This window comes from Cryptosporangium sp. NPDC051539 (assembly GCF_044454545.1).
GTDB lineage: Bacteria > Actinomycetota > Actinomycetes > Mycobacteriales > Cryptosporangiaceae > Cryptosporangium.
Genome location: NZ_JBITDV010000006.1, coordinates 42,169 through 68,625, shown reverse-complemented (window position 1 = coordinate 68,625; position 26,457 = coordinate 42,169). Strand labels below are relative to the sequence as shown.

Genomic DNA, 26,457 nt, shown 5'->3' with positions numbered 1-26,457 from the left:
GGGGGTATGCGTGCAATCGGTGTGACGAACTACGGCGGCCCCGAGGTCCTGCAGACGCTCGACCTCCCGGCCGAACCCCTGGGGCCGAACCAGGTGAGGGTGCGGGTGACCGCGGCGGCGGTCAATCCGACCGACACCGGCGTGCGCGCCGGGCTGCGGACCGACGCCGACCGCCCGGCCGACGTCGCCGACGTGCCGGGCATGGACGTCGCCGGTGTCGTGACCGAGGTCGGTGCGGGCGTACGCGCCGACCTCACGCCCGGCACCCGGGTGATGGGCATCGTCGTCCCGTCGGGCCGGCACGGCGGCTACCGCGAGGACCTGGTGCTGCCCGAGCGGTCGGTGACCCACGTCCCGGCCGGTGCGAGCGACGCCGAGGCGGCGACTCTGCCGATGAACGGGCTCACCGCGCGGCAGGCGCTCGACCTGATGGAGCTCAGCCCCGGGCAGGTGCTCGCGGTGACCGGCGCGGCCGGTGCGTTCGGCGGGTACGTGATCCAGCTCGCCAAGGCCGCGGGCCTGACCGTCGTCGCGGACGCCTCGCCCGCCGACGAGGCACTGGTCCGCGAACTCGGCGCGGACGTGGTGGTCGCACGCGGTGCCGACGTCGCGGAACGCCTCCGCGGCCAGTACCCGGACGGCGTCGACGGGCTGGCCGACGGAGCCCTCCTGAACGCCGCCGTCCTGCCCGCCGTGCGCGACGGCGGTGCGGTGACGACCGTCCGGGGTTATGCCGGCGACGGTGAGCGCGGCCTGCGCGTCATGCCGGTCGTCGTCCGGAAGTACGCCGAGGAGCTGGAGAAGCTCGACGAGCTGCGGAAGCTCGCCGAGCAGGGCTCACTGACGCTTCGCGTCGCCGACACGTACCCGGCCGACCGGGCGGTCGAGGCCCACCGCCGGCTGGAGGCCGGCGGCACCCGCGGCCGTCTGGTCCTCCGCTTCGAATAACCGCCGCCCGCCGGGCGTCTGCGCACCCGCCGTACGGACGCCGGGTGCGCGGACGCCCGGTGCGCGGACGCCCGGTGCGCGGACGCCCGGTGCGCGGACGCCCGGTGCGCGGACGCCCGGTGCGCGGACGCGGCCGCGCCCCCGGGCGGGGCCGGCCGGCTGGGCCGGGCTCGGTGCGGCCGCTGGTGGAAGATATTACCGAATGTCCTTGAATGGCGTTTTGAACCTCATTCAAACTTGCTGTCTCCGACGACGGAATTCCACATTAAGGATACTTAAGAGAGCCTTAATTAGCTGACTCCCGAGGCAATACCGAGGCCAGAGCATTCCTATTCTGGATAGCGCATGAACACTCAACAGTCCCTGATTCCACCCACCGTCGACGAGGGGAGAACGGCCATGACCAGCCTCGAAGCGACGGAGCTCGCTCCAGCCGACTCGATGCCCCTGCAGCCGATCGAGTGGCCCGCCGCCCCGCCACAGCGGCCACTGAAGCAACCGACCCCGCGCCGTCCACTCCTCGCCGCACTTATCGGCCTGGCCTGCGGCGCATTTCTCGTAGGAGGTGTCTGGGTAGGCGGTTCCCTGCTCACCGGCACGTCCGACGGCCCGGCGAAAGACGCCGCCGAGGCGTGCACGATCGTCCGCGGCCTCCCGGCGTTCACGACCGAGAACTTCGTGCAGTCCGACGGCTCCCGGCTCTACCGGGCCGGCGAACTCAGCGCAGCCGCCGCCCAGACCGAGGCGCGGTACCAACGGCTCGCCGAAGCCACCCGCCAGGCCTACCTCTCCAGCTCCGACCTCGACCTCGACGCGGTCAACCAGCAGGTGCGGATCGCGGTCTCGGAGTGTGCCGGCTGAAACGCACCATCATGCTCCCGGGCCAACCGAGAACGGGTGTCTAGGCTCGGATCATGAGCACCAAGCGCGTTCGCGTCGGGCTGCAACTCCAGCCCCAGCACGCTGACTACCAAACCATTCGCCGCACCGCCGCCGAGGCCGAGGAGATCGGCGCGGACATCGTGTTCAACTGGGACCACTTCTACCCTCTCTACGGCGAGCCCGAGGGCAAGCACTTCGAGTGCTGGACGATGCTCGCGGCCTGGGCCGAGCAGACCTCTCGCGTCGAGATCGGCGCGCTGGTCACGTGCAACAGCTACCGGAACCCCGAGCTGCTCGCCGACATGGCTCGTACCGTCGATCACATCAGCGACGGCCGGCTCATCCTCGGCATCGGCTCGGGTTGGTTCGAAAAGGACTACGACGAGTACGGCTACGAGTTCGGCACCGCGGGCGGGCGCCTCGACGACCTCGCCGGGGCACTCCCCCGGATCGAGTCGCGCCTGGCGAAGCTGAACCCGGCCCCGACCCGGCACATCCCGGTGCTCATCGGCGGCGGCGGCGAGAAGAAGACGCTGCGTCTCGTCGCGAAGCACGCCGACATCTGGCACGGCTTCGGTGACGTTCCCACGATCGAGCGCAAGGTCGGGATCCTCCGGCAGCACTGCGCCGACGTCGGCCGCGACCCGGCGGAGATCGAGATCTCCTGCGGCGTGCAAGGCAAGCCTTCCGAGATCGGCGGGCAGCTCCGCGACCTCGGCGTCTCGCTCTTCACGGTCGGTCTGGGCGGCCCGGACTACGACCTCTCCGCGCTCCGCGAGTGGGTCGCCTGGCGCGACGAGATCAACGCCTGACCGGAGCGTGACCCCGGGCGCGCTCGGGGTCCATCGAGGTCCGGACACGTACTATTCGGACGTGGCTGAGCTGACCGTCGCTTCGTCGCCGACCGCCACCCGGCGGTTGTTACAGGCGACCGCGTTCGTCAGCACGCTGGACCGGTTCGCGATGCCGCCGATGCTGGTCGCGATCGCGCACGACATCCACGCTCCGCTGGCGCAGGTCGTGCAGGCGGCGAGCGTCTACTTCCTGGCCTACGGCCTGATGCAGCCGGTCTGGGGCATCGCTTCCGACCGCTTCGGTCTCATCCGGACGATGCGCGTGGCGCTGTGTGTGGCCTCGGTCGCCACCGGGGTGTCGGCGCTGGCCGACGGGCCGCTCGCACTCGCCCTGGCACGGGGCCTGGCCGGGGCGTGTTTCAGCGCGGCGATCCCGGCCGGGTTGGTGTACCTCGGCGACACCGTGCCCGCGGCCGACCGGCAGCGCGAGATCACGAACCTCATGTCCGGCAGCGCGCTCGGCATCGCGACCGGAGCCGCCGGTGCCGGCCTCATCGCGCAGGCCCTCACGTGGCGCGCGGCCTTCCTGGTCACCGGCGTCGCGGCCCTCCTGCTGGTCTTCGTGCTCCGGACGCTGCCACCGCCCGGGGTGAGCCGCCGCGACCAGCGGTTCGCCGCCGCCGCCCGCCAGGTGGCCGGTTCGCGCGTGAGCGGGCTGGTGCTGCTGCTCGCGTTCGGCGACGGCGTCATACTGCTCGGTGTTTTGACGCTGCTGCCGGCCGCGGTCGAGGCGACCGGCGTCGGGCCCGCGCTGGCCGGGTCGGTCAACGCGGTCTACGGCCTGGCCGTGCTGCTGTTCGCCCGGCTCGCCGGCGTCCTCTCGACCCGGCTCGGACGCTGGCAGCTGCCCGCGCTGGGTGCGGCCGGCGCCGGGGTCGCCTGCGTCGTCGTGTCGGTGAGCCAGGTACCGGCGGTGGCGGCCGTCACCGCGTTCCTGCTCGGACTCGCCTGGGCGTGGCTGCACTCGACGATGCAGACCTGGGCCACCGAAGTCCTGCCGTCCGCGCGCGCGACCGTCGTCTCGCTGTTCGCCGCCTCGCTGTTCCTGGGCAGCGCGATCGCCGCCCTGCTCGCGGCCGGTCCGGCCCAGGACGGTCGCTACCGGGCGATCTTCGCGGTGGCCGCCGTCGCGACCGTGCCGCTGGGCCTGGCCGCCGCTTTCGGCCGTGCCCGCTGGCGGCCCCCTCAGACCAGCGCGGAGTAGACGAGCTGCCGGAGCTGGCTGCGGATCGGGTACGTGCTGGACGGCAGCAACTGCGTGAGGAACACGACCACGAGCTGCTCCGCCGGGTCGACCCAGAATGCCGTGCTGGCCGCTCCTCCCCACCCGAATTCGCCGGCGCTGCCCAGCGTCCGCGTGGAAACGGGGTCGAGGAGGACCGAGACGCCGAGCCCGAAGCCGACACCCTGGTAGGAGGTCTCGGCGAAGAGCGGGCGGCCGAAGGCCGCGAGGTCGGCACCGCCGGGCAGGTGGTTGGAGGACAGGAAACGCACGGTCCGGTCGCCCAGCAGGCGGACGCCGTCGAGCTCGCCGCGCAGCAGCATCCGGGCGAAGCGGTGGTAGTCGTGGCGGGTGGAGACGAGCCCGCCGCCGCCGGACAGGAAACGGGGCTCGTCGAGGATCGCCCGGCCCATCCGCTCGTTGCGGACGGCCTTCCCACCCTGGCCGTCGGGCGTGTAGAGCGCGGCGAGGCGGCCGGCGTCGGGCGCCCGGAACCCGGTGTCGGTCATGCCCAGCGGGCCCAGGATGCGCTCCGCGAAGAACTCGTCGAGCGACTGGCCGGAGATCACCTCGACCAGACGGCCGACCACGTCGGTCGCGACCGAGTAGTTCCATTCGGTGCCGGGCTGGAACGCCAGCGGCAACTCACCCCAGGCGTCGACGCAAGCCGCGAGGTCGAGGCCCCGGGGGCTCCCCCACTCGAAGCCCGCGTTGCGGTAGATCTCGTCAAGGACGTCGACGTGGTGGAAGCCGTAGGTGAGCCCGGCGGTGTGGGTGAGCAGGTGCCAGACGCGAATCGGCTCGGTCGCCGGGACGAGGACCGGGCGGGCCGCGGTTCCGCCGGCCAGGACGCGCATGTCGCGGAACGCCGGGAGGTAGCGGGAAACCGGGTCGGTGAGCTCGAACGCGCCCTCCTCGTACAGCATCAGCGCCGCGACCGTGGTGACCGGTTTGGTCATCGAGTAGATGCGGAAGAGCGTGTCGTCCTCGACCGGGGTGCCCGCCTCGACGTCGCGGTAGCCGTACGTGGAGGCGTGAGCGGTTTTCCCGTACCGGCTGACCAGCATCGACCAGCCCGGCAGCCGTCCGTCGTCGACGTACCGGGCGAAGTGCCGGTCCAGCTTCTCCAGGCGTGCCGGGTCGAGCCCCACGTCGAGCGGGTCGGTGTCGGTCGTGGTCCGCGTCATGCGTCCTCCAGGCCCCGGTGCCGGCTGCCTCCATCCTGCGACACCCGCCCGGCGCCCGGTACCGATTCGCGAGCCCGGCCCCGCGGTTGACACCCGGCAGGTGTGAGTGTTCAATCACTCTTAGAAGGGTGAGTGACCGACCACTCTTTCACGGAGGGAGCACACGATGAGGACCACCCGCACCATGACCGAAGTCATCCTGCCCGGGATCGTCGAGCCGGACGGGCTGGTCGTGCAGCAGCGGCCGGTGCCGGCGCCCGGCCGGGGGCAGGTCCGGGTTGCCGTCGAGGCGAGCGGCGTCTCGTTCGCCGAGCAGCAGATGCGCCGGGGCAAGTACTACGACCAGCCCCCGTTCCCGTTCACCCCGGGCTACGACCTCGTCGGCACCGTGGCCGCGACCGGCCCGGGCGTCGAGGAAGCGATGACCGGCCGTCGCGTCGCCGCGCTCACGAAGATCGGCGGCTGGGCCAGCGACGCGATCGTCGACGCCGGTGACCTGGTCGTCGTTCCGGACGGCCTCGACCCGGCCGACGCCGAGACCGTCGTGGTCAACGGCATCACCGCCTGGCAGATGCTGCACCGCGTCGCGAAAGTGCGCCGCGGCGGCACGATCCTGGTGCACGGCGCGAACGGCGGCGTCGGCTCGACGCTCCTGCAGCTGGCCCGGCACGCGGGGATCCGGGTGATCGGAACCGGCTCGGCCCGCAACCAGGAGGCGATCGCCCGGCTCGGCGCCGAGCCGCTCGACTACCGGGGCGACGTTCCGGCGCGGGTCCGCGAGCTGGCGCCGGACGGCGTCGACGCGGTGTTCGACCACGTGGGAGGCCCGGGTCTCACCGATTCGCTCCGGCTGCTCGGACGCGGCGGGGCGCTGGTCTCGTACGGGTCGGCGGCGACCAGGGACGACCCGGGCAACTCGCGGCTGCCGGTGCTGTTGCTGATCGGGAAACTCGCCTGGTGGAACGTGCGGCCCGACACCCGCCGGGCGACGTTCTTCAACATCTGGGCCGGCCGTCGCCGCCGGGCCGCGTTCCAGGCGCGGGTCCGTGAGGACCTCGGACACGTGTTCCGCCTGCTCGCCGACGGCGCGATCACCCCGCAGGTCGCGGCCAGGATCCCGCTGGCCGACGCGGCCGATGCCCTGCGCCTGGCCGAGTCCGGCACGGTGACCGGCAAGGTCGTCCTGATCCCCTGATTTCCGGCGCTCAGGTCACGACGGGTTTTCCATGCGGTACGTGTGGTCCCGGTCGACGATGTGGATCTCGACGTACGAGTGGGCGGCCATCAGCTGGTCTCTCGTCGACTCGACGACCGACGAGTGACCGACCTCGGCCTCGGCCCGGCCTCTCCACCGGTAGATCCGCGACAGGTCGTCGTGGTGCTCGGCCAGCCCGCTGACGAGCGTCTCGTACTCGGCGATGTTCTCGCCCATGGCCCGGTTCGCGGGCAGCCAGACCGTCGACACGGTCGCCAGCTTGCCTCCGTGCATCCCGCCGGAGTACAGGTCGGTCAGCCCGACATGCAGCAGTTGCGGGGCGTTTTCCCAGGTGAACGTCGAGACGATCTCGGGCCCGGTGAGGAACTCCTCGACGCCACGCTCGGTGAATCGGGTCTTGTCGCTCATCGCCACCCATTCCACCCTATATTTGGTCGGGTAGGTCGTAATCTACCCGGCGCGTCGGATTCCCCGCTTCACCCGACCTATCCCGGTACGCACGAGTACCGTCTCCGGCATGAGACGGCGGGTGATCGGCGCGCTGGCAGTCCTGCTCCTGCTGGCCGCCTGCAGCGAGCCCCGGTCGGTGGCCGATGCGCCGCCGGCCACGGTCACCCACCACGCCACCACCTCCGCCCCGCCGCCGTCTCCGCTCCGGACCGGGGAGCACTTCGAGGCCCTGACGATGCCCGCGCCTTACACCCCGCAGCCGACCGGCGGCGGCACCGACGAGTACCGGTGCTTCCTCGTCGACCCGGGGCTGACGTCGGCCGCCTACCTCACCGGAAGCCAGTTCCTGCCGCAGAACGCCGACATCGTCCACCACGCGATCTTCTTCCGGGTCGCGCCCGAGCAGGTGGCCGAGGCCCGGCAACTGGACGCCGCCGAGCCCGGCGAGGGCTGGCGCTGCTTCGGCGGCAGCGGCATCGGCGGCAACGACCCCGGCGCACAGCTGTCCGGCGGCGCGGCCTGGGTCGCGGCCTGGGCTCCCGGCGCCGGGGAGAGCCTCACCACGCCCGGCACCGGCTATCCGCTGGCCCCCGGCAGCCGCCTGGTGATGCAGGTCCACTACAGCCTGCTCGCGACCGGCGGCCGGTCCGCCGGCACCGACCGCTCGAGCATCCGGCTGCGGCTGGCCGATACCAAGACGCCGCTCGTCCCGCTGAAGACCCGGCTGCTCACCGCACCGATCGAGCTCGCCTGCCCGACCGGCGAGACCGGCAACCTCTGCGACCGCGAGAAGGCCGTCCTCGACGTGATCCACCGTTTCGGCGACGACGCGGGCGGCACGGTCGCGGGCCTCAACGCGCTCTGCAACGCCGGGCGGCCGCCGGTCCCGAACCCGACCCAGCGCTGCGACCACGAGATCCGCACCGCCGGGACGATCTACGCGGTCGCCGGGCACATGCACCTGCTCGGGAAGTCGATCCGGGTCGAGCTGAACCCCGGGACGCCCGGAGCGAAGACGCTGCTCGACGTCCCGCAATACGACTTCGACAACCAGGCCGCCCGGCCGCTCGCGACTCCGGCCGCGATCAAGCCGGGTGACACGCTGCGCGTCACCTGCACCCACGACGCGACGCTCCGCCGGAAGCTGCCGGCTCTGCGGTCGCTCAAGCCCCGGTACGTCGTCTGGGGCGACGGCACCGCCGACGAGATGTGCCTCGGCGTCGTGATCTGGTCGCCCAAAACCTAGTTAACCGATAGGGATTGGACGAAGTCCCGATCCGCGGTTAGTGTCGGAGGCAGGTACTCCCGCGCCGAGGAGGGCTCCTCCGTTGTCCATACCTCTGCACTTAGCGGTCGCGCTAGACGGTGCGGGCTGGCATCCTGCCGCCTGGCGCGAGCCCGATGCGCGTCCGACCGAGCTGTTCACCGCCGGCTACTGGGCCGATCTGGCCCGCGAGGCCGAAACCGGCCTGCTCGACTTCCTCACGATCGAAGACGGTCTCGGCCTGCAGACGACCGGGTTCGACCCGCCGGACGACCGGGTCGACGAGGTCCGCGGCCGTCTCGACGCGGTGCTGATCGCGGCCCGCGTCGCGCCGCTGACCCGCCACGTCGGGCTGGTCCCGACCACGACCGTCACCCACACCGAGCCGTTCCACGCCTCCAAGGCGATCGCCACGCTCGATTACGTCAGCTCCGGCCGCGGTGGCGTCCGGGTGCAGGTCTCCGCGCGGTCCCACGAGGCCACCCACTTCGGACGCCGCACGATCCCGCCGATCTCCCTGGACGATCCCGGCGCCCTGACCGACCTGTTCGACGAGGCCGCCGACTACGTCGAGGTGCTGCGCCGACTGTGGGACTCGTGGGAGGACGACGCCGAGATCCGCGACGCCGCCACCGGCCGGTTCGTCGACCGCGACAAACTGCACTACATCGACTTCGCCGGCCGCTTCTTCAGCGTCAAGGGCCCGTCGATCACCCCGCGCCCGCCCCAGGGCCAGCCGCTGGTCACCGCGCTGGCGCACGCGACGATCCCGTACCGGCTGGCCGCCCGCAGCGCCGACGTCGTCTACGTCACCCCGTCCGACGCCGGCTCGGCCCGCGCGATCGTCGACGAAGTCCGCTCCGAACAGGCCGCGGCCGGCCGGGGCTCCGAGACGCTGCACGTCTTCGCCGACCTGGTCGTCTTCCTCGACTCCGACCCGCGTACGGCGGCCGACCGCAAGGCCCGCCTGGACGAGCGCGCCGGGGCCGAGTACACGTCCGACGCGCGGATCTTCACCGGCACTCCGGCCGGCCTCGCCGACCTGCTCCGCGAGTGGCAGGCGGCCGGCCTCTCCGGCTTCCGTCTCCGGCCGGGGTCGATCCCGGCCGACCTCACCGCGATCACCCGCGGCCTCGTTCCCGAACTTCAGCGTGCGGACGCGTTCCGCCGCGCCTATCCGGCTGGGGACGACCCCTGGGCCGGCACACTCCGCGGGCTGCTCGGTCTGGCCCGTCCCGCCAACCGGTATGCGGGGGCAGCCTCATGACGAAGCAGGTCCACCTGGCGGCGCACTTCCCCGGCGTCAACAACACCACGGTGTGGAGCGACCCGGCGGCCGGCAGCCACATCGAGTTCGAGTCGTTCGTCCGGCTGGCGCAGACCGCCGAGCGGGCCAAGTTCGACTTCTTCTTCCTGGCCGAGGGGCTGCGCCTGCGCGAGCAGGGCGGCCGGATCTACGACCTCGACGTCGTCGGCCGCCCCGACACGTTCACGGTGCTGGCCGCGCTCGCCGCGGTCACCGATCGTCTCGGCCTGACCGGCACGATCAACTCGACGTTCAACGAGCCCTACGAGGTCGCCCGCCAGTTCGCGTCGCTCGACCACCTCTCGGCCGGGCGCGCCGGGTGGAACGTCGTCACGTCCTGGGATGCGTTCACCGGCGAGAACTTCCGCCGCGCCGGGTTCCTGCCCGAGTCCGAGCGGTACTCACGGGCCAAGGAGTTCCTGGCCACCGCGGCCGAGCTGTTCGACTCCTGGCGCGGCGGCGAGATCGTCGCCGATCAGGACTCCGGTGTGTTCCTGGGTGACGCCTCAGCCGGCACTTTCCGGCACCACGGCGAACAGTTCGACATCTCCGGCCGGTTCAACGTCCCCCGCTCCCCGCAGGGCCGTCCGGTGATCCTGCAGGCCGGCGATTCGGACGAGGGGCGGGAGTTCGCCGCCGCCACCGCCGACGCGATCTTCAGCCGGCACGGCACGCTCGAAGCCGGGCAGGCGTTCTACGCCGACGTGAAGGGCCGGCTGGCGAAGTACGGACGGCGCCACGACCAGCTCGTCGTACTCCCGGCGGCGACGTTCGTGCTCGGCGACACCGATGCCGACGCCCAGGAGAAGGCGGCGGTCGTCCGGCGCCAGCAGGTCAGCGGCGCGACCGCGATCAAGTTCGCCGAGCAGCTCTGGAACCGGGACCTGTCGGGTTACGACCCGGACGGCCCGCTGCCGAGCGTCGACCCGATCGTCGGTGAGAGCACGATCTCGAAGGGGCGCGCGAGCGTCCGGATGAACCGGGATCCGGTCGCGGTGGCGAACCAGTGGCGGGCGCTGGCCGCGGAGAAGAAGCTCTCGCTGCGCGAGGTGGTGGTCGAGGTCACCGGCAGGCAGAACTTCATCGGGTCGGCCGAGACGATCGCGGAGCAGATCGACACGCTCGTGCAGGCGGACGCCAGCGACGGGTTCATCCTGGTCCCGCACATCACGCCGGGCGGCCTCGACGAGTTCGCCGACCGGGTCGTGCCGCTGCTGCAGGAGCGCGGGGTGTTCCGGACCGAGTACGAGGGCACGACCCTGCGGGAGCACCTCGGCCTCGACCGTGGCTAGGCTTCTGCGGTGAGTCTCCTCGATGACCCGGCGGAGCCGTCCGTTTCGGCTCCGCATCCGCTCGACAACCCGGCCTGGGCCGCGCTGACCGGCCCGCACCGCGAGTTCGCGATCCTCTGCGGCCTGGCCGCCCGCTACCAGCCCGACGTCTCGCCGTTCGGCGTCCTCGGCGACACCGGCCCGCAGGCCTGGGCCGACCTCCGGACGCTGGTCGGCCCGGACGCGGTCTTCCCGCTGGCCGCGCTGGACGCGACCCCGCCCGCCGGCTTCACGGTCGAGTGGTCACTTCCGGGCGTCCAGATGATCGACGAGTCGGTGGACGCGGAGCCGGACGCCGAGGTGGTCCGGCTCACCGCCGCCGACGTGCCGGAGATGCTCGAACTGGTGGCCCGCACCAAGCCCGGGCCGTTCGAGCGCCGGACGATCGAGCTCGGCACGTACCTCGGCATCCGGCGCGACGGCGCGCTGATCGCGATGGCCGGTGAGCGCATGCATCCGCCCGGCCACACCGAAATCAGCGCGGTCTGCACCGACCCGGCCTACCGGGGCCAGGGTCTGGGTGGCCGGCTGGTCCGGGCGGTGGCGGCCGAGATCCACGCCCGGGGCGAAATCCCGTTCCTGCACGCCGCGGCCACCAACACCGGCGCGATCGCGCTCTACGAGAAGCTGGGCTTCGTCCTGCGGAAGAACACCCTGTTCAGCTCCGTCCGTACCCCACCCGTCTGACCAGCGGCCCGATGCCGGCCGCGCCGGGCCGGGACGCTCGTACCTCCCGGCCGCGAGCGCACCCGCGAGGCCACCGACGAGGTGCGGGACGGACGGGCCCGGACCGGGCTGCCGCCAGCACCGCGGGCGCGCCTCCCAGCACCACGAACGCCAGACTCAGGGTGCGGCCCCGTTGGAAGCAGACCCACCGTCCCCGCCCGACGCAGCCGCGCCCGACGCAGCCCGGCCGGCCCCGCCGCCCCGGCCGGGCTCGGGCTCGGGCGGGCCGTCGGCCCGGACGGCCCCCGCAGCCGGCGCGACGCGCTCGCGGCGGCGCAGGTACCACCACTCCCCCACGACCGCGGCGACCAGGATCGCCAGCGTGACCCCACTGACCCAGGCGCCCAGGTTCGCGTACTTCGGGCCGTAGGTGAAATCGACGACGTGCTTGCCCGCACCGACGTGCACGGCCGCCAGCCCGTGATCCGCACGTACCAGGTCGGCTTTCCGGCCGTCCACGGTGACCTGCCACGTCGGCTGGATCGCGTCGGCCAGCACCAGATACCCGGCCCCGTCCGCGTCGACGTTCAGCTTGAACTCGTCGTACCCGTCGACGTCCCAGCGAACGTCGGCCGGTTTACCGTCCGCGGCCTGGCCCGGGGCATCCAGCAGCACCGCGTCCGCGGCCAGCGTGCCGCCGGCGAGCAGGTCCAGACGCTTGGCGCCGGACGGCTCCACCACCGTGCTCGACGCCCACCGGGCCCGCGGCAGCGCGGTCGTGCGCTGATAGATCACCGAATCGCCGTCGAAGACGAGCTTCAGCCCGTCGTTCGTGCTCGAGACGACCGAGATCGCCGGGGCGCCCGCCCGCGCCAGCATCGGGATGGCCGGCCCCTGGTCGAGGGAGATCGAAGCGGTCAACTGCGTGCCTGCGGGCGCGTTCTCTCCGGCCAGCGGCACGTAGAACGGCTTGCCCGCGGTCAGGTAGCGATCCAGCCGGGTCGCCGACGCCACCTCGCGCCCGCTCGCGTCCTTCACGGTCACCGTGATGTGCCGGTGCAGCGTCCCGGTGATGCCGGGCCCGGTCGGGGTGAAGCCGATGCCCCGGAACGCGCCGGTCACCGGCACTGTCGCGGTGACCGGCTTCCCCGGCGCGAGCGTGTACGTCGAGCCGTCCCCGGCGTCGGTCTTCTGCGGGCCGTACGGGATCTGCGTGGGCGGCGTGACGTACTCGGCGATCGACAGCCGGTCGAGGAGCGGGCTCGTCGGTGACGTCCCGTCGTTCAGCGGCTGCGGCCAGAGGAACGTGGCCGGCTTCGGCGGCGCGCTGAACTGGTAGCCGGGGAGCTTGTCGAGCATCTCGGCGAACCGGGTCTCGATGAACGAGTGCCCCTGCAGTGCCCGCAGCTTGTCGAGCTGGTGGACGCCACCGAGCACCGCGCCGTTCGAGCCCCAGAAGCGCTCGTGCCCCAGGTTCGCCTCGAGGTAGCGGTGGACGTCGGTGACCGGGTAGAAGTCTTTCGGATCCGTCCGCGGCCAGTAGTTCTGCACCCAGAGCAGCCCCTGCCCGGCCACGAGCAGCGGCAGCAGCGCAGCGGCGGCGAACCGCAGCAGCCGACGCTCGGGGAAGAACCAGAGCCAGAAGGCCGCCCCCATCGCGACCGCGACGAACGCGAGCCCGATCGCCAGCTCGCGGTTGAGCCAGCCCAGATGCGGTCCCCCGCCCGGGAAGCCCCACCCGGCGTCGTGCACCAGCGCGAACCGGCGCGCCATGACGTAGAGCCCGGCACCGGCGACGGCGACGCCGCCCCAGACCAGCGCGCCCCACAGCAGGCGCACCCGGTTGCGGAACGGCCGGTGTTCGCGGGCCCGGTCGAGCAGCACCTGGAACCCGACCGCGGCCAGCACCGCGATCAGGAACCCGAGGACGCTCCGCGCCCGCTCGACCGCGTTGCTGGAGAACAGGTACGGCAGCTTCTGCAGCAACTCCAGCGGTGTCCCGCCGAGGTAGATGATGACGCCCCAGCCGCCGGTCATCAGGACGAAGAACCACCACGTGCCCCGGGGCAGAGCCGCGCGTCCGGAGCGGGCCAGCGCGACCGCGACGATCGCGAGCACCGCGACCCCGGCCCCGACGTACGAGACCTCCTCCAGGAAGATCCGGGCCTCGTACCAGGCCGGGCCCTGCCCCGGGCGGACCGTCCCGAACACGTACGGCGCGATCGAGGTCAGCAGCACCTGGGTCGGGATGTGCTGGTCAGGCGTCTGGGCGCGGCCGCGCACCAGCACCGTCGACATCACCGACACCCAGGGCAGCAACTGGACGGCGACCAGCGCCGCACCGGCGCCGACCCCGACGAGCGCCCGCACCCACGTGCCGACCGCCCGGCGGCCCCACCCGGATCGGGCGAGCACGTAGAGAGCACCCGTGCCCAGCGCGTACCCGGTCACCGCCGGGAACCCGCCGAGCAGCATCGCGGCCACGGTCAGCGCGACCAGCGCCACGTCCCGGATCCGCCGCTTCTGCACGAGGAGTTCCAGCGCCCAGAACAGCGCCGGGATGAACGCGGCGACCCGGGTCTGCGGCCAGTTCAGCCAGACGACCATGAACGCGCTGGTCGCGAACGCCAGGCCGCCGAGCAGAGCGGCGGGTTTGCCCAGTTTCAGCCGGCGCAGGAACAGGTACGTCCCGCCGATCGACACGAGGAGCGTCAGCAGGAGCATGTACGCGGGCGCGAGCCAGGCGGGCAGGAACCAGAACGGCAGCGCCACCGGCGAGGCCATACCCGCGTTCGGGGTGCCGCCGAGCGTGCCGCCGCCGAGCACGTACGGGTTCCAGTTCGGCCACTCGCCGTCGCGGATCGCGTCGCCGAACAGGGCCGCGTTCGGGATCGCCGCGTCCACAGTGTCGCCGAGGTCGAGCGTCTGCCGCTGGACGCCGAGCAACTGGCCGTCGGTGTACGGGCTGACCCGTCCGAGCAGCCCGGTCTCGGTCAGCGACGTCTGGCCCCAGAGCGGAGACCCGATGCCCGCCAGCGCGAACAGCGCGATCGCGAACACGACGGCGGCGGTCAGTGCGTCGGGACGCCGTCTCCACCAGCGCCGGGGCTCGTGCGGCTCGTCAGCCACGTCGGGTACCGGGTTCGTGAGTTCCTGCGTCGTGCTCATCGGGGCGCGACGCTACCACCCCCGCGCAGCCCCGCCCGAACGCTCCACAGCGAGTTCACTGTCCGGCGGGGCCGAACCGCTCGGTCCGGATCTGCGACGGTTCGTGCCCGGCGTCCACCAGGAGGTTCGCGACGACTTCGACGAACGGCGTGGGGCCGCAGACGTAGATGCGCGGCCGCGCGTCCGCCGCGAAGGAAACCTCGGCCAGCAGCGCGCCGGTCACCCGGCCGGCCGGCGTCGGCCAGCCGGGGGGCGTCTGCCGGGTGTAGGCGTAGTCGACCTGCAGGCCGAGCTTCGCGAGCTCGTCGGCGTAGATCGCCTCGGCCGGGCTGCGGACCGAGTACAGCAACCGGAACGGGGTCGTGCTGCCGACCTGCGCGCGCGTGCGCGCCATCGCCATCAGCGGGACGATCCCCGATCCACCGGCGATCAGCTCGACCGGCGGCCCGGTTTCCGACGGGTCGGCTCCCGGACGCCAGACGAAGTAGCCGCCGACCGGTCCGCGCAGCTCGAGCGGGTCTCCGACGCGGAGCACCTGGGCCAGGTAGGGCGAGACCTCACCGTCGGCCACGACCTGCACGGTGATCTCGACGCGGCCCTCGGCGGTGGCCGACGCGATCGAGTACGAGCGCTCGGTCGAGTAACCGTCGTCCGCGGTCAGGCGCACGTCGATGTGCTGGCCGGCCAGGTGTCCGGGCCAGTCGGGGACGTCGAGCACCAGCGTGCGCGCCGACACCGACTCGTCCCGCACCGCGGCGACCGTGGCGATCTGCCACGTCAGCCGACGACGCGAGCCCACCGCCTTCGCGCTAGCGCTCATCCGCCGTCAGTCTCCCTCGTAGCGCTGCTCGCGCCAGGGGTCGCCGTAGTTGTGGTAGCCGTTGGTCTCCCAGAAGCCCGGTTCGTCTTCGACCACCAGCTGGATGCCACGCACCCACTTCGCCGACTTCCAGAAGTAGAGGTGCGGGACCAGCAGCCGGGCCGGGCCACCGTGCTCGGGCTCCAGCGGCTCGCCGTCGAAGCCGAACGCGATCCAGGACTTGCCGTCGAGCAGGTCCTCCAGCGGCAGGTTCGTGGTGTACCCGCCGTAGGAGTAGATCTTCGCGTACTCGGCCTCGGTCTCGACGTTCTCGAAGAGCGTGTCCAGGGACACGCCCTCCCAGTCGGTGTCGAGCTTCGACCACTTCGTGACGCAGTGGATGTCGACGTGCGGCGTCTCGTGCGGGACCGCTTGAAGGGCCTCCCAGCCCCAGCCGTGCACCGTGCCGGTCTCGGTGACGATCTCGAAATTCCAGTCGTCGAGCGCGACCTTCGGCGTGGGGCCGTAGGTGAGGACGGGGAACCCGTCGGTGAGGTACTGGCCGGGCGGCAGGTCGCGGTCGTGCCGCCGACGCCCCGTGAAACCCCGAGAGATGATGCTCATCGGCCCAATCCCTTCATCGGCGCTTCCGTTTCTCCTTGATCCGGACCGAGATCTGGATGGGCGTGCCCACGAAGCCGAAGTCTTCCCGGAGCCGCCGTTCGATGTATCGCTGATAGGCCACGTCGACGGGACCGGTGGTGAACAGGACGAACCGGGGCGGCTTGCTGCCGGCCTGGGTCGCGAACAAGATACGCGTCTGCTTGCCGCCGCGCACCGGGTGCGGGTGGGCCGCGACCAGCTCGGCCAGCCAGGAGTTCAGCCGGCCGGTCGGAATCCGCTGCTCCCAGCCTTCGAGCGCGGTGTGCAGCATCGGCGCGAGCTTGTCGACCGCGCGCCGGGTGCGGGCGGAGACGTTGATCCGCGGAGCCCAGCGGACCCGCTGCAGGTCGCGGTCGATCTCCCGGTCGAGCAGTTCGCGGCGGTCTTCGTCCATCAGGTCCCACTTGTTGAACGCGATCACCAGCGCGCGGCCCGCCTCGACCACGCCGGTGATGACGCGCTGGTCCTGCTCGGACAGCGGCTCGCTGGCGTCGAGCAGCACGACCGCGACCTCGGCGGCCTCGATCGCGGCGGACGTGCGCAGGCTGGCGTAGTACTCGGCGCCGCTCGCGAACGAGACCTTCTTGCGCAGGCCGGCCGTGTCGACGAACCGCCAGACCTCGTCACCGAGCTCGACCAGGCTGTCGACCGGGTCGACCGTGGTGCCCGCGACCGAGTCGACGACCGCGCGGTCTTCCTTGGTCAGCGCGTTGAGCAGGCTCGACTTGCCGACGTTCGGACGTCCGACCAGCGCGACCCGGCGCGGGCCGCCGGTGCCGAACCGGCCTTCGGCGGGCGCCTCCGGCAGCACCTCGAGAACCTTGTCGAGCAGGTCTCCGGAGCCGCGGCCGTGCAGCGCCGAGACCGGCCAGGGCTCGCCGAGGCCGAGCCGCCAGAGTTCGGCGACATCGGCCTCGCCCTTGGTGTCGTCGACCTTGTTGGCCGCCACGAGGACCGGCTTCCCGCCGCGCTGCAGCACCCGGGCGACGGCGGCGTCGGTGTCGGTGATGCCGACCCGGGCGTCGACGACGAGCAGGACGGCATCGGCGACGCTCATCGCGTAGCGGGCCTGGTTGGCGATCGCGGCGGCGCGGCCCTGGGCGTCGGGCTCCCAGCCGCCGGTGTCGACGAGCGTGAACCGGCGCCCGTTCCAGTTCGCGTCGTACGCGACCCGGTCGCGCGTGACGCCGGGGACGTCCTGCACGACCGCCTCGCGGCGGCCGAGGATGCGGTTGACCAGCGTCGACTTGCCGACGTTGGGCCGCCCGACGACGGCGAGCACCGGGAGCGAGCCGGGGGCCTCGTCGTCCGGGCCGTCCTCGTCGAACGCGGCGAGCTCGGCGTCGGTGATCTCGTACTCGTCCGCGAGCTGCGTCCAGTTGTCACTCATCGGACTTCTGTCTCCACTTTCCGGCCGGCGTCCGGCGAACCGGCGTCGGTGATCTGGTAATCGTCCGCGAGCCGCGCCCGGTGGTCACTCATCGGACGCCTGCTCCGGCGGTCTCGGTCACGACCTGCAGAACGGTGGCCACGACCTGGTCGAACGTCAGCGCGGACGTATCGATTTCCACCACCCCGTCGGCGGCCACGAGGAAGTCGACGACGGTCGAGTCGCGAGCGTCGCGGGTGGAGATCTGGGCGTGGGTGGCCTCGAGCGCGGCGGCGTCGTCGGTGCCGTGCAACTCGCGGGCGCGGCGGGCGATCCGGGCGTTCTCGTCGGCGGTGAGCAGCAGCCGGACGTCGGCGTCGGGGGCGACGACCGTGGTGATGTCGCGGCCCTCGGCGATGACACCCTCGCTGCGGGCGATGATGACCCGCTGGCGGGCGATCAGATCGCTGCGCACGTCCAGGTTCGTGGCGATCGCACTGACCGACTCGGAGATCCGCGGCGTCCGGATCTCGGCGGTGACGTCGACGCCGTCGACCCGGATGCCGGGCGACGCCGGGTCGGTGGCGACGTCGAGCACGAGCCCGCGGCCGAGCCTCGCGACGCCCGCCCGGTCGTCGAGGTCGAGACCCCGGTCGAGCGCGGCCCAGGTGACGGCCCGATACATCGCACCGGTGTCGAGATAACGGAGTCCGAGCCGGCGGGCGACGGCGCGGCAGACGCTGGATTTACCCGATCCGGAGGGGCCGTCGACGGCTATCACGCCCCGGAAGCCTCCTGCCGGGTGTGCCGCCTCGGCGGGTGTACTCAACGCCTGACCTCCTCGTGCGCCCGGACGCGTGCGGTGTGCACGCGCGGTGGCGCAGAGCGAAAGCTCCCGACGCCCCTACTATCATGCCCGCTCCGGCTCCAACCTCCGAACCGGTGCAGCGGGTGGGGGCGGTGCATGCCCCTCCGATGCGCCGATTCCCCACCCGCGATCTCAATACTGGATGTTACTGGAAAACTTGAGAAGAGACTGTGCTGACGTCTCTTCGGTGGTCATCTGTGGTCACGCGACACACCGGCAAACCCTGGCTATTGCTGGAGATCACTGGAACGGTTACGGTGCCGACGATGGGTGGGTCCGCGGAGGAACTCGAGCGGCGCATCGACGAGCTCCGCTCCGAGGTGCGGCGGGCGGTCATGCGCGGCGACCGCGCCGACGCGCGGACCCTCCGCGCCGACCTCCGCGCCGCCGAAGCCGCCTGGGACGACGCCCTCGACGCCCTGCAAGACGAAGCCCACCCGCACGAAGCCCACCAGCCCGAAGCCGAAGCCCGCCGGCACGAAGCCCGGGGCGTCCGCCAGGGAGTGGACGCCGGCGTACCGACGCTGTTGCCGTTGCGGGAGCAGGTGCACCAAGCGCTGGCCCTGCTCGGCGCACCCGCCGCACCGCGGCTGATAGTCGCCGTGCACGAGGCGTTCTCCGGTGACCCCGTGCCCTCGGCGCGGCTGACGTCCCTGCGTCGCGACGAGGAGCGGTCGTACCGGTCGGCGCCGCACGCGCGGCCGTACTACCTCTGCGCCGCGCTCACCCACGACCTCCTCGCTCCCGCCCGCGGACTGCTGGCGATCTCGACCTGGCCGATGGCGACCCGGATCATCGGTCCGCTCAGCCCCCGGGTCGACTTCCTCACCGCGGCCGCCCGGCTGGCCGAGCAGCTGCAGCGGATTCCCGACCCCGGGCCGGCCGCGACCCGGCTGCTGTGGCGGTTCGCGGGCAACATCCCGGGCGCGGCCAACGTCCCGGGCGCGCCCGCCAGGCAGGACCCGGCCGCGGTCGCGGCCGCCGCGGAGGCCGAACTCGCGATCCACCGCGACGCCGACCGCGCCCACCGGGAAGACGGCGCGGCGAGGGCCCGGGCGCAACTCGACGACGTCCAGCAACTGTTCGGCAGCCGCCTGCAGACCGTACGAGGGACAGGGAGCTGATGGACCCGCGCCTCGCGCAACTCCGCGGCGACGCCCCACCCAAGCGGCACAACGCCCGCACGATCGCCGCGCTGACCACCAATCCCGGCTGTGCCCGCCGCGCGATCCTCGACACCGCGGGCATCGACAAGGACGCGCTGGCCCGGCAGGTCGGGTTCCCGGCACCGTTCGGGCAGTCCTCGTTCGCGATCACCCGGGGCAACGCGTTCGAGGCCCAGGTGAAGGCCGACGGCTGCGCCGAGCTGCTGCGGCTGCTCCGCGAGACGCTCGGGCTCGACCTGGCCGAGGTCGCGTACACGAACCTGGACGACGTCGGCGGCATCGACAGCCAGGACGTCCGCCACACGTACTCCACGCAGAAGCTGACCCGCCCCGACGAGCCGGGGACGCTGTTCGACCACCCGCTGCTCCGGCTGCCGGTCGCCGGCCAGCACGTCTACCTCGAGCCCGACCTGGTCGCGTTCCAGCACGACGGTCTGTTCCACGTCGTCGAGATCAAGTCGTTCGCGGTGATCGACGGCCAGGCCGACCCGGGGAAGGTCGCCGCGGCGGCGATCCAGTCCGCGGTCTACGTGCTCGCGCTGCGGCGGCTGCTCGGCCGCGGCGACGACGCGGTCTCGCCCGACGTGATCCTGGTCTGCCCGGAGAACTTCTCCAACCGTCCGGTCGCTACCAAGGTCGACGTCCGCAAGCAGCTGATCGTGCTCGAGCACCAGCTCAGCCGTCTGACCAGGGTGGACACGCTACTGGACCAGTTGCCCCCGGGCCTGACGCTGGACCTCGGGCAGCCCGCTCCGGCGCTGAGCGCCGCGCTCGGCCCGCTCGAGGCGCGCTATGCCCCGGGCTGTCTGTCGAGCTGTGAGCTCGGGTTCTTCTGCCGCGAGGAGTCCGCCGGCTGCACCGATGCGCTCGGCACGAGCGTCCGCGAACAGCTCGGTGGGGTGGAAACGGTGGCCGAGGTCCTGCGGATCGCCCACGGCGATCAGGCCGTGCCCGAAGACCAGACCGAGGCGGCCGAGGTCCTGCGTTCGGCTTTCCGCGTATATACCGACGCTCTGGGGCCCGGCGTTTCGGGGCCCGGCGTTTTGCCGGCACCGGTGGTGCCCGTCCCGTGATCAGCGCTTACGCCAAAGCTCGCGCCGTAGCGGCGGGGGTCGCCCAGCCGATCGCGACCGTCGCGCACGTGCACGTGTCCGCGCGGCCGCTGGTGTTCGTCCCGTTGTCGCTGGCCGGTGAGGCGAACGCCCCGCTGGCCGCGCTGATCGGCACGTCCGGGTCGGACGGGCGGCTGCTCGTGGTGCCGCAGCCGCGAGACCGGGCGCTGCGGTTCGCGTTCGCGGCGTCGCTGGCGCGGGTGTTCGTGGACTACCTGGAGTCGTTCCCGGTTTCGCCGGCGCCCTCGGACGAGGAGTCGCCGACCGCCGCCGACGGGCCGCAGTTGCTGGTGCCGAACCGGGCCGGGCTGGCGTTCGTCCGGCTGCTGGGCCGTTCGACGCGGTTCCGGCGGGTGACCGGGCCGTATCCGGTCGACCCGTCGGTGCCGGTGCTGGGCCGCTGGCTGACCTGGTTCGCGGAGCGGTCGGAGCACCCCGGGTCGTCGACCGCGCTGGCCGCGACCGAGGCGCTGACGCTGCACTGGGCCACCGGGCAGAGTGCGTTCGAAGACAACAACCTGGCCGCCCTGCTGGGGTGGATCGCGCCGCCGGTCGGCCTGTCGGGCGCCCAGGCGGCACGGGAGGCCGAGGACCCGCTCGAGTGGCCGCCGGCCGGGCCGACGACCGACCCGACGTTCGACAACGAGGTGCTCGGGCCGCTGATCCGCGGAGGTTCGGTGTCCGCGCTGGAGAAGGCGCTGGCGTCGCAGCTCGAGCCCACCTGGGGGCTGATGTGGAAGGCCGTCTCGCTGCTGGCCGCCTTGCCGGCCGGTGCGTCGGTGGCCGCGCGCTGGGAAGCCGACTGCTCGTCGTACGCGGGGTTCTCGACCTACCTCGCCGCCGAGGGGCTGCCGCAGGCCCGCCGTGACGGCGCGGTCGCCGCGGCCCGGCGGCTGGCCCAGCTCGAGCGGGCGCAGGCGTCCTACGACGTGGCCCGCTCGTTCGACGATCCGCTGGTGATGGCCGGGTACCGGGTCACCGGGGAGGCGTTCGCCGGCACCGTCCTCTCGGTGGACGCCACCCGGCGGGTGACCAACGACAAGGGCAACCTGGTGACGCGTCCGCTGGTGCTGGTGCAGTCCGCCGACCCGGTGCACCTGGCACCCGGGACGACGGTCGCGGCGCCGGCCCGGCCGAAACAGAGCGGCAGCGTACTCGACGTGACGTCGGGGCTGGTCACGATCGAGCTCGACAAGGGCTTCGGGCGCGGGAAGACCCCGGCACCGGGCGTCTTGCCGTCGGTGGGCGAGGCGATCACGTACAGCAGCGTGCTGGCGTCCGCCATTCGCGGACCGGCGCTCCCGGCCGCGGACGAGACACCGTGGACCCACGGCGGCCCGCCGGAGCCGTACGTGCCGTCGGACGACGACGCCGGGGAGGTCTGGGAGTGACCGCCCCCGCCGTAGCGGCCGCGGAGGTGACCGACGCGATCCTCGCCGACCTGGTCTCGGGTACGCACCGGGGCGTGGTCGTCGACTCGCCACCCGGCGCCGGAAAGTCGACCCTGGTCGTGCGGGCCGCCCTGGAACTGGCCACCAGCGGGCAGCCGATCATGATCGTCGCCCAGACGAACGAGCAGGTGGACGACCTGATCGTACGGCTGGCGCCGGATCTGGCGGTACTGCGCCCGGACGCACGCGTCGGGCGGTTGTCGCGGGCCGGTTTCCTCGCGCCGCCACGTCTGTCCGCGCTGGCCAACGTCGTCGTGGGCAGTGGGTTGCCCGATCTGAACGACCCGCTGGTGACGATCGCGACCGCGGCGAAGTGGGCCCACGTCCGCGACCGCACCTGGCCGTGGGCGATCGTCGACGAGGCCTACCAGATGCGTTCGGACGCGCTGCTGACGCTGGCCCCCCGCTTCGAGCGGGCGCTGTTCGTCGGCGACCCGGGGCAGCTCGATCCGTTCTCGACGGTGGAGAACGACCGCTGGCGTGGCCTGCTGTGGGACCCGATGCAGAGCGCGGTGTCGGTGCTGCTGCGCAACAACCCGGACGTGCCCGTCCACCGGCTGCCGGTGTCGTGGCGGTTGCCGCACTCGGCCCAGGACGTGGTCGCGTCGGCGTTCTACCCGTACACCGGTTTCCGGACCGGAACCGGCCCGGGCGAGCGCGAGCTGTCGTTCACGACCCCGCGGTTCGGGCGCAACGCCCTGGACGGGGTGCTGGGGCTCGCCGCGGAGTCCGGCTGGGGCCTGCTCGAACTGCCGGCCCGGCACACGATGCGGACCGACGCCGAGGCGGTCCAGGCCGTCGCCGACGTGACGACCCGCCTGCTGCAGCGCGGTGCGGTGGCCCGCAGCGGCACGTCGTCGGCCCCGGTCGGCCCGGACCGGATCGCGGTGGGGGCCGCCCACCGCGATCAGGTCGCCGCGATCCGGGCCGCCCTCGGGGACGTGCCGGTGACCGTCGACACCGCGAACCGGCTCCAGGGCCGGGAGTACGACGTCACGGTCTTCCTGCACCCCCTGTCCGGACGCCGGGACGCGACCGCGTTCCACCTCGAGGCCGGGCGGCTGTGCGTGCTGGCGTCGAGACACCGGCAGGCCTGCGTCGTGGTGGCCCGGGCGGGCATCCGCGACCTGCTGGACGCCCACCCGTCGAGCGCGCCCGTGCACCTGGGAGACCCGGTCAAGTTCCCCGACGGGTGGGCCGCCAACCAGACGATGATGGCCCACCTGGAATCCCACGCCGTGCGCTACTGACCCCGCACGAGACGCACCAGGTTCCACGAGAGCGGCGGGAGTTCGAGCGCCACCCGGCCGCCGTCGACCTCCGGCACGTCGAGCGATCGGGGCGTCACGCGGTCCGGGTCGACGGCGGTGTTGACGGCGTCGGGGTCGTCGTCGGCGATCGCGGTGTGCGACCCGACCCGGTAGCCGGGCCAGGCCCGCAGGTCGACGTCCACCACCATCGGCGACGTCTGCGACCGGTTCACCGCGAAGACCGACAGGCCCTCGTCCGCGTTCTGCACCGCGACCGCGTCCAGCAGCGGCACCTCCCCCAGCCACTTCGTCTCGTAGAGCGGCGACCGCGGCTCGGCCCGGAGCACCGTGCCCCGCCCGAATCGCGACGACAGCGCGAACGGGTGGAACGTCGACTGCTTCCAGGCCGGACCGCCCGGCTCGGCGCGGATCGGTGCGATCACGTTCACCAGCTGGGCCTGGCACCCGATCTTCACCCGGTCGGCGTGCTTCAACAGGCTGATCAGCATGTTCCCGACGACGACCGCGTCGGTCACCGAGTAGACGTCCTCGATGAGCCGCGGAGCCTCCTCGATCGACAGCGACGCCTCTCCCCCGAACTTCTTCAGGTACCAGACGTTCCACTCGTCGAACGAGACGTCGATCCGCTTCTTCTTGCGCTGCGCCGCCCGGACGTGGTCCGCGGTCGCGACCACCGCGTCGATGAACCGGTCCATGTCGACGCTGGCCGCGAGGAAGCTGTCCCGGTCGTCGCCGCGCTGCTCGTAGTACGCGTGCATCGAGACGTAGTCGACCTGGTCGTACGTCTCGGCCAGCACGGTCGCCTCCCACGACCCGAACGTCGGCATCGACGAGTTCGAGCTGCCACAGGCGACCAGCTCGATCGACGGGTCGACCAGCCGCATCGCCTTCGCGGTCTCCGACGCCAGCCGCCCGTACTCGTAGGCGGTCTTGTGGCCGATCTGCCAGGGCCCGTCCATCTCGTTGCCGAGGCACCAGGTGCGAATCCCGTACGGGTCGGGAGATCCGTTCTTCCGGCGCAGATCCGACCAGTACGTGCCGCCCGGGATGTTGCAGTACTCGATCAGGTCCCGGGCCGCGTCGATCCCCCGCGTCCCCAGGTTGACCGCCATCATCGTCTCGGCCCCGAGACCCGACGCCCAGGGCACGAACTCGTCGACGCCGACCTGGTTCGTCTCCAGCGAGCGCCAGGCCAGATCGAGCCGGGTGGGCCGGTCGGCGGACGGCCCGATCCCGTCCTCCCACTTGTACCCGGACACGAAGTTCCCGCCGGGATACCGGATCAGCGGAACCCCGAGCTCACGGGCCAGCTCCTGCACGTCGGTGCGGAAGCCGTCCGAGTCCGCCGACGGATGGCCCGGCTCGTAGATGCCGGTGTAGACGCACCGCCCCATGTGCTCGACGAACGACCCGAACAGCCGCGGATCGACGTCCCCGATCGTGAAGGCCGGGTCCAGCGACAACGACGCCCTGATCATCCCTTGATCCCCGTCCCCGCGATGCCCTCGACGATGTTGCGCTGGAACAGCAGGAACAGCGCGACCAGCGGCACCGCGCCCAGTACCGCGGTGGCCATCGTGTCGGCGTACCGGATGCCGAACGCGCCCTGCACGGTCGCCAGCCCCACCGGGATCGTCATCAGGTCCGGATTCGTCAGCACCAGCAGCGGCCACAACAGGCTGTTCCACGCCCAGACGAACGAGAAGATCGCGACCGCCGCGACCGCCGGCCGGGAGAGCGGCAGCACGATCTGCCGGTAGATCCGGAAGAACGAAGCGCCGTCGACGCGGGCCGCTTCCTCGAGGTCGGCGGGCAACCCGTCGAAGAACTGCTTGAAGATGAAGACCGCGATCGCGGTGGGCGCCTGCGGCAGCGCGACGGCCCAGAACGTGTTCAGCAGGCCCAGCGACTGGAACTCGCGGAACTGCGGCACCATCAGCACCTGCGACGGCACCATGATGCCGGCGAGGATGAACCAGAACACCAGGTTCCGGTACCGGAACCGCATCCGGGACAGCGCGAACGCGGCCAGGCTCGCGGTCACCACGGTCAGCACCGTCGACAGCGCCGACGCGATGAACGTCGACGCCCACCACCGCAGCATGTCGGTGTCGGTGAAGACCCGCCCGAAGGCGGCGAACGTCGGGTTCTCGATCCACCACGTGGTGTTGACGGTCTCGGCGTTCGGCTTCATCGCGGTGTCCAGCGCCCACAGGATCGGCACCAGCCACAGCAGCGCGAACGCGATCAACACCCCGATGCAGACGCGGTTGAAGATCGCGACCCGCCGATCGACGGTTTCCACCGTGACCACGCGGGCCCGCAGAGGAGGCGCCAGCGTCTCGGTAGCCATGATCAGACCTCCTTCTGCTGCGAACGGACGAGCCGGAACCAGACCACCGACACCGCGAGCACGACGACGAAGAACAACATCGACACCGCGGAGGAGAAGCCGACCCGGTAATTCGTGAAGCTCTCGTCGTAGACGTACTCGAGCAGCGACCGGGTGGAGTAGTTCGGTCCGCCGGACGTCATGATGTACATCTGGTCGAACACCTTCAGCGACGCGATGACCTGCAACACCGCCACCAGCGTCGTCGTGCGGCCGAGCAGCGGGATCGTGACGTGGCGGATCTGCTGCCACGGGGTCGCGCCGTCCAGCGCGGCCGCCTCGTACAAGTCCCGCGGGATCTCCTGGAGACCGGCCAGATAGAGCACGAAGTTGAAGCCGATCGTCCACCAGACCGTGGTGAACGCCAGCGCCGGCATCGCCCAGTTCTCGTCGCCGAGCCAGTTCGGCGGTGTGATCCCGATCTTTCCGAGCGAGGTGTCCAGCAGCCCGATACCGGGCGACAGGATCCACATGAAGATCAGCGCGACGACCGCGGACGGCAGCACGTAGGGCAGGAAGAACGCCAGCCGGTAGAACCACTGGCCGCGTCCGACCCGGTTCGCGAGCAGGGCCAGCGCCAGCGCGATGATCACGAGCGGCGGTGTGGTCAGGATCGTGAACCACACGGTGTGCCACAGCGACGACCAGAAGTCCGAGCTGCCCAACGCGTCCACATAGTTCTGCAGACCGGCGAAGGTCGACAGACCCGACTTCACCATCGACGTGTCGAAGAAGCTCATCAGCAGGCCGTAGAGGGCGGGCCCGACGATGAACAGGACGTACAGGAGGAGGAACGGGGCGAGGAAGGCAGCGGCGGAACGCCCCTGCCCGGGGGCGCGGCCCGGCCGCGTCGCGGGTGTGGTCATCGTTGA

General features: G+C 71.9%; 23 protein-coding genes. 13 read left to right on the top strand and 10 right to left on the bottom strand.

The features are described from left to right. Positions 1-6 precede the first annotated feature (6 nt). The 4 genes from ACIBZJ_RS19480 to ACIBZJ_RS19465 all read left to right on the top strand — a co-directional run bounded on the left by ACIBZJ_RS19480 (position 7) and on the right by ACIBZJ_RS19465 (position 3,888). Positions 7-948, top strand: a complete 942-nt coding sequence (locus ACIBZJ_RS19480) for an NADP-dependent oxidoreductase (protein ID WP_395931390.1) — start codon at positions 7-9, stop codon at positions 946-948. A 399-nt stretch (positions 949-1,347) separates the two neighbouring features. Continuing rightward, entirely contained in the window at positions 1,348-1,809 is a 462-nt protein-coding gene (locus ACIBZJ_RS19475) for a hypothetical protein (RefSeq protein WP_395931388.1), read from the top strand. A gap of 53 nt (positions 1,810-1,862) precedes the next feature. Continuing rightward, a complete protein-coding gene (locus ACIBZJ_RS19470; RefSeq protein WP_395931386.1) occupies positions 1,863-2,642 on the top strand; it encodes an LLM class F420-dependent oxidoreductase in 780 nt (259 codons plus the stop codon). 61 nt (positions 2,643-2,703) lie between these two features. After that, complete coding sequence (locus tag ACIBZJ_RS19465; protein ID WP_395931384.1) at positions 2,704-3,888, top strand: MFS transporter; 1,185 nt, start codon at positions 2,704-2,706, stop codon at positions 3,886-3,888. On the opposite strand, the gene ACIBZJ_RS19460 is transcribed toward ACIBZJ_RS19465, so the two are convergent. Then, the gene (locus ACIBZJ_RS19460; RefSeq protein WP_395931382.1) at positions 3,870-5,093 is read right to left on the bottom strand and encodes a serine hydrolase domain-containing protein; all 1,224 of its coding nucleotides are present in this window, start codon (positions 5,091-5,093) and stop codon (positions 3,870-3,872) included. The two genes, ACIBZJ_RS19465 and ACIBZJ_RS19460, sit on opposite strands and share 19 nt — an antisense overlap. A 166-nt stretch (positions 5,094-5,259) precedes the next feature. On the opposite strand from ACIBZJ_RS19460, the gene ACIBZJ_RS19455 reads away from it, so the two are divergent. Further along, on the top strand, positions 5,260-6,288 hold the full coding sequence (locus ACIBZJ_RS19455) for a medium chain dehydrogenase/reductase family protein (protein ID WP_395931380.1): 1,029 nt from the start codon (positions 5,260-5,262) through the stop codon (positions 6,286-6,288). A 15-nt stretch (positions 6,289-6,303) separates the two neighbouring features. Here the strand turns inward: ACIBZJ_RS19455 and ACIBZJ_RS19450 are convergent, their stop codons facing one another. Further along, positions 6,304-6,717, bottom strand: coding sequence for a hypothetical protein (locus ACIBZJ_RS19450; protein ID WP_395931378.1), 414 nt, complete (start codon positions 6,715-6,717; stop codon positions 6,304-6,306). A gap of 109 nt (positions 6,718-6,826) precedes the next feature. Between ACIBZJ_RS19450 and ACIBZJ_RS19445 the strand changes: the two genes are divergently transcribed. From ACIBZJ_RS19445 to ACIBZJ_RS19430, 4 genes are all read left to right on the top strand, one after another. Beyond that, positions 6,827-8,005, top strand: coding sequence for a monooxygenase (locus tag ACIBZJ_RS19445; RefSeq protein WP_395931376.1), 1,179 nt, complete (start codon positions 6,827-6,829; stop codon positions 8,003-8,005). Between the two features lie 82 nt (positions 8,006-8,087). After that, the gene (locus ACIBZJ_RS19440) at positions 8,088-9,290 is read left to right on the top strand and encodes an LLM class flavin-dependent oxidoreductase (protein ID WP_395931375.1); all 1,203 of its coding nucleotides are present in this window, start codon (positions 8,088-8,090) and stop codon (positions 9,288-9,290) included. Continuing rightward, complete coding sequence (locus ACIBZJ_RS19435) at positions 9,287-10,621, top strand: NtaA/DmoA family FMN-dependent monooxygenase (RefSeq protein WP_395931374.1); 1,335 nt, start codon at positions 9,287-9,289, stop codon at positions 10,619-10,621. Before ACIBZJ_RS19440 ends, ACIBZJ_RS19435 begins: the two co-directional genes overlap by 4 nt. A gap of 9 nt (positions 10,622-10,630) precedes the next feature. Next, entirely contained in the window at positions 10,631-11,347 is a 717-nt protein-coding gene (locus ACIBZJ_RS19430; RefSeq protein ID WP_395931373.1) for a GNAT family N-acetyltransferase, read from the top strand. Positions 11,348-11,503: 156 nt separating this feature from the next. Here ACIBZJ_RS19430 and ACIBZJ_RS19425 read toward each other — a convergent pair whose 3' ends face one another. The 5 genes from ACIBZJ_RS19425 to cmk all read right to left on the bottom strand — a co-directional run bounded on the left by ACIBZJ_RS19425 (position 11,504) and on the right by cmk (position 18,154). Then, positions 11,504-14,494, bottom strand: coding sequence for a YfhO family protein (locus tag ACIBZJ_RS19425; protein WP_395931372.1), 2,991 nt, complete (start codon positions 14,492-14,494; stop codon positions 11,504-11,506). 55 nt (positions 14,495-14,549) lie between these two features. Continuing rightward, a complete protein-coding gene (locus ACIBZJ_RS19420) occupies positions 14,550-15,314 on the bottom strand; it encodes a ferredoxin reductase (protein WP_395931371.1) in 765 nt (254 codons plus the stop codon). Positions 15,315-15,320: 6 nt separating this feature from the next. Beyond that, the gene (locus tag ACIBZJ_RS19415; protein WP_395931370.1) at positions 15,321-15,917 is read right to left on the bottom strand and encodes a sulfite oxidase-like oxidoreductase; all 597 of its coding nucleotides are present in this window, start codon (positions 15,915-15,917) and stop codon (positions 15,321-15,323) included. A gap of 13 nt (positions 15,918-15,930) precedes the next feature. After that, positions 15,931-17,346 carry a ribosome biogenesis GTPase Der gene (der, locus tag ACIBZJ_RS19410; protein ID WP_395931369.1) on the bottom strand — a complete coding sequence of 472 codons (1,416 nt, stop codon included), beginning with the start codon at positions 17,344-17,346 and terminating at the stop codon, positions 15,931-15,933. An 88-nt stretch (positions 17,347-17,434) separates the two neighbouring features. Beyond that, positions 17,435-18,154 (bottom strand): (d)CMP kinase, encoded by a 720-nt coding sequence (cmk, locus tag ACIBZJ_RS19405; RefSeq protein WP_395931367.1) that lies wholly within the window; start codon positions 18,152-18,154, stop codon positions 17,435-17,437. A gap of 305 nt (positions 18,155-18,459) precedes the next feature. Here cmk and ACIBZJ_RS19400 point away from each other — a divergent pair, with 305 nt between their 5' ends. From ACIBZJ_RS19400 to ACIBZJ_RS19385, 4 genes are read left to right on the top strand one after another with little or no spacing between them, the layout of a single operon-like run. Next, on the top strand, positions 18,460-19,317 hold the full coding sequence (locus ACIBZJ_RS19400) for a hypothetical protein (protein ID WP_395931365.1): 858 nt from the start codon (positions 18,460-18,462) through the stop codon (positions 19,315-19,317). Continuing rightward, positions 19,317-20,432, top strand: coding sequence for a hypothetical protein (locus tag ACIBZJ_RS19395; protein ID WP_395931363.1), 1,116 nt, complete (start codon positions 19,317-19,319; stop codon positions 20,430-20,432). Before ACIBZJ_RS19400 ends, ACIBZJ_RS19395 begins: the two co-directional genes overlap by 1 nt. Further along, complete coding sequence (locus ACIBZJ_RS19390; protein ID WP_395931361.1) at positions 20,429-21,862, top strand: hypothetical protein; 1,434 nt, start codon at positions 20,429-20,431, stop codon at positions 21,860-21,862. The genes ACIBZJ_RS19395 and ACIBZJ_RS19390 overlap by 4 nt, the downstream gene beginning before the upstream one ends. Beyond that, the gene (locus tag ACIBZJ_RS19385; RefSeq protein WP_395932277.1) at positions 21,853-23,172 is read left to right on the top strand and encodes an AAA domain-containing protein; all 1,320 of its coding nucleotides are present in this window, start codon (positions 21,853-21,855) and stop codon (positions 23,170-23,172) included. The genes ACIBZJ_RS19390 and ACIBZJ_RS19385 overlap by 10 nt, the downstream gene beginning before the upstream one ends. Here ACIBZJ_RS19385 and ACIBZJ_RS19380 read toward each other — a convergent pair. The 3 genes from ACIBZJ_RS19380 to ACIBZJ_RS19370 are packed head-to-tail and all read right to left on the bottom strand — an operon-like array spanning position 23,166 to position 26,451. Next, the gene (locus ACIBZJ_RS19380; protein ID WP_395931359.1) at positions 23,166-24,671 is read right to left on the bottom strand and encodes an alpha-N-arabinofuranosidase; all 1,506 of its coding nucleotides are present in this window, start codon (positions 24,669-24,671) and stop codon (positions 23,166-23,168) included. The two genes, ACIBZJ_RS19385 and ACIBZJ_RS19380, sit on opposite strands and share 7 nt — an antisense overlap. After that, entirely contained in the window at positions 24,668-25,546 is an 879-nt protein-coding gene (locus tag ACIBZJ_RS19375) for a carbohydrate ABC transporter permease (protein WP_395931357.1), read from the bottom strand. The genes ACIBZJ_RS19380 and ACIBZJ_RS19375 overlap by 4 nt, the downstream gene beginning before the upstream one ends. Before the next feature lie 2 nt (positions 25,547-25,548). Next, positions 25,549-26,451, bottom strand: a complete 903-nt coding sequence (locus tag ACIBZJ_RS19370) for a carbohydrate ABC transporter permease (protein WP_395931355.1) — start codon at positions 26,449-26,451, stop codon at positions 25,549-25,551. Positions 26,452-26,457 lie beyond the last annotated feature (6 nt).

Bases quoted from the DNA above. Each gene is read 5' to 3' on its own strand.
- ACIBZJ_RS19445 (WP_395931376.1), top strand. From the start codon at position 6,827: ATGAGACGGCGGGTGATCGGCGCGCTGGCAGTCCTGCTCCTGCTGGCC.
- ACIBZJ_RS19425 (WP_395931372.1), bottom strand. From the start codon at position 14,494: ATGAGCACGACGCAGGAACTCACGAACCCGGTACCCGACGTGGCTGAC.
- ACIBZJ_RS19370 (WP_395931355.1), bottom strand. From the start codon at position 26,451: ATGACCACACCCGCGACGCGGCCGGGCCGCGCCCCCGGGCAGGGGCGT.
- ACIBZJ_RS19470 (WP_395931386.1), top strand. From the start codon at position 1,863: ATGAGCACCAAGCGCGTTCGCGTCGGGCTGCAACTCCAGCCCCAGCAC.
- ACIBZJ_RS19380 (WP_395931359.1), bottom strand. From the start codon at position 24,671: ATGATCAGGGCGTCGTTGTCGCTGGACCCGGCCTTCACGATCGGGGAC.
- ACIBZJ_RS19460 (WP_395931382.1), bottom strand. From the start codon at position 5,093: ATGACGCGGACCACGACCGACACCGACCCGCTCGACGTGGGGCTCGAC.
- ACIBZJ_RS19455 (WP_395931380.1), top strand. From the start codon at position 5,260: ATGAGGACCACCCGCACCATGACCGAAGTCATCCTGCCCGGGATCGTC.
- ACIBZJ_RS19400 (WP_395931365.1), top strand. From the start codon at position 18,460: ATGGGTGGGTCCGCGGAGGAACTCGAGCGGCGCATCGACGAGCTCCGC.
- ACIBZJ_RS19435 (WP_395931374.1), top strand. From the start codon at position 9,287: ATGACGAAGCAGGTCCACCTGGCGGCGCACTTCCCCGGCGTCAACAAC.
- ACIBZJ_RS19415 (WP_395931370.1), bottom strand. From the start codon at position 15,917: ATGAGCATCATCTCTCGGGGTTTCACGGGGCGTCGGCGGCACGACCGC.
- ACIBZJ_RS19475 (WP_395931388.1), top strand. From the start codon at position 1,348: ATGACCAGCCTCGAAGCGACGGAGCTCGCTCCAGCCGACTCGATGCCC.
- ACIBZJ_RS19375 (WP_395931357.1), bottom strand. From the start codon at position 25,546: ATGGCTACCGAGACGCTGGCGCCTCCTCTGCGGGCCCGCGTGGTCACG.
- ACIBZJ_RS19420 (WP_395931371.1), bottom strand. From the start codon at position 15,314: ATGAGCGCTAGCGCGAAGGCGGTGGGCTCGCGTCGTCGGCTGACGTGG.
- ACIBZJ_RS19480 (WP_395931390.1), top strand. From the start codon at position 7: ATGCGTGCAATCGGTGTGACGAACTACGGCGGCCCCGAGGTCCTGCAG.
- ACIBZJ_RS19395 (WP_395931363.1), top strand. From the start codon at position 19,317: ATGGACCCGCGCCTCGCGCAACTCCGCGGCGACGCCCCACCCAAGCGG.
- der (WP_395931369.1), bottom strand. From the start codon at position 17,346: ATGAGTGACAACTGGACGCAGCTCGCGGACGAGTACGAGATCACCGAC.
- ACIBZJ_RS19450 (WP_395931378.1), bottom strand. From the start codon at position 6,717: ATGAGCGACAAGACCCGATTCACCGAGCGTGGCGTCGAGGAGTTCCTC.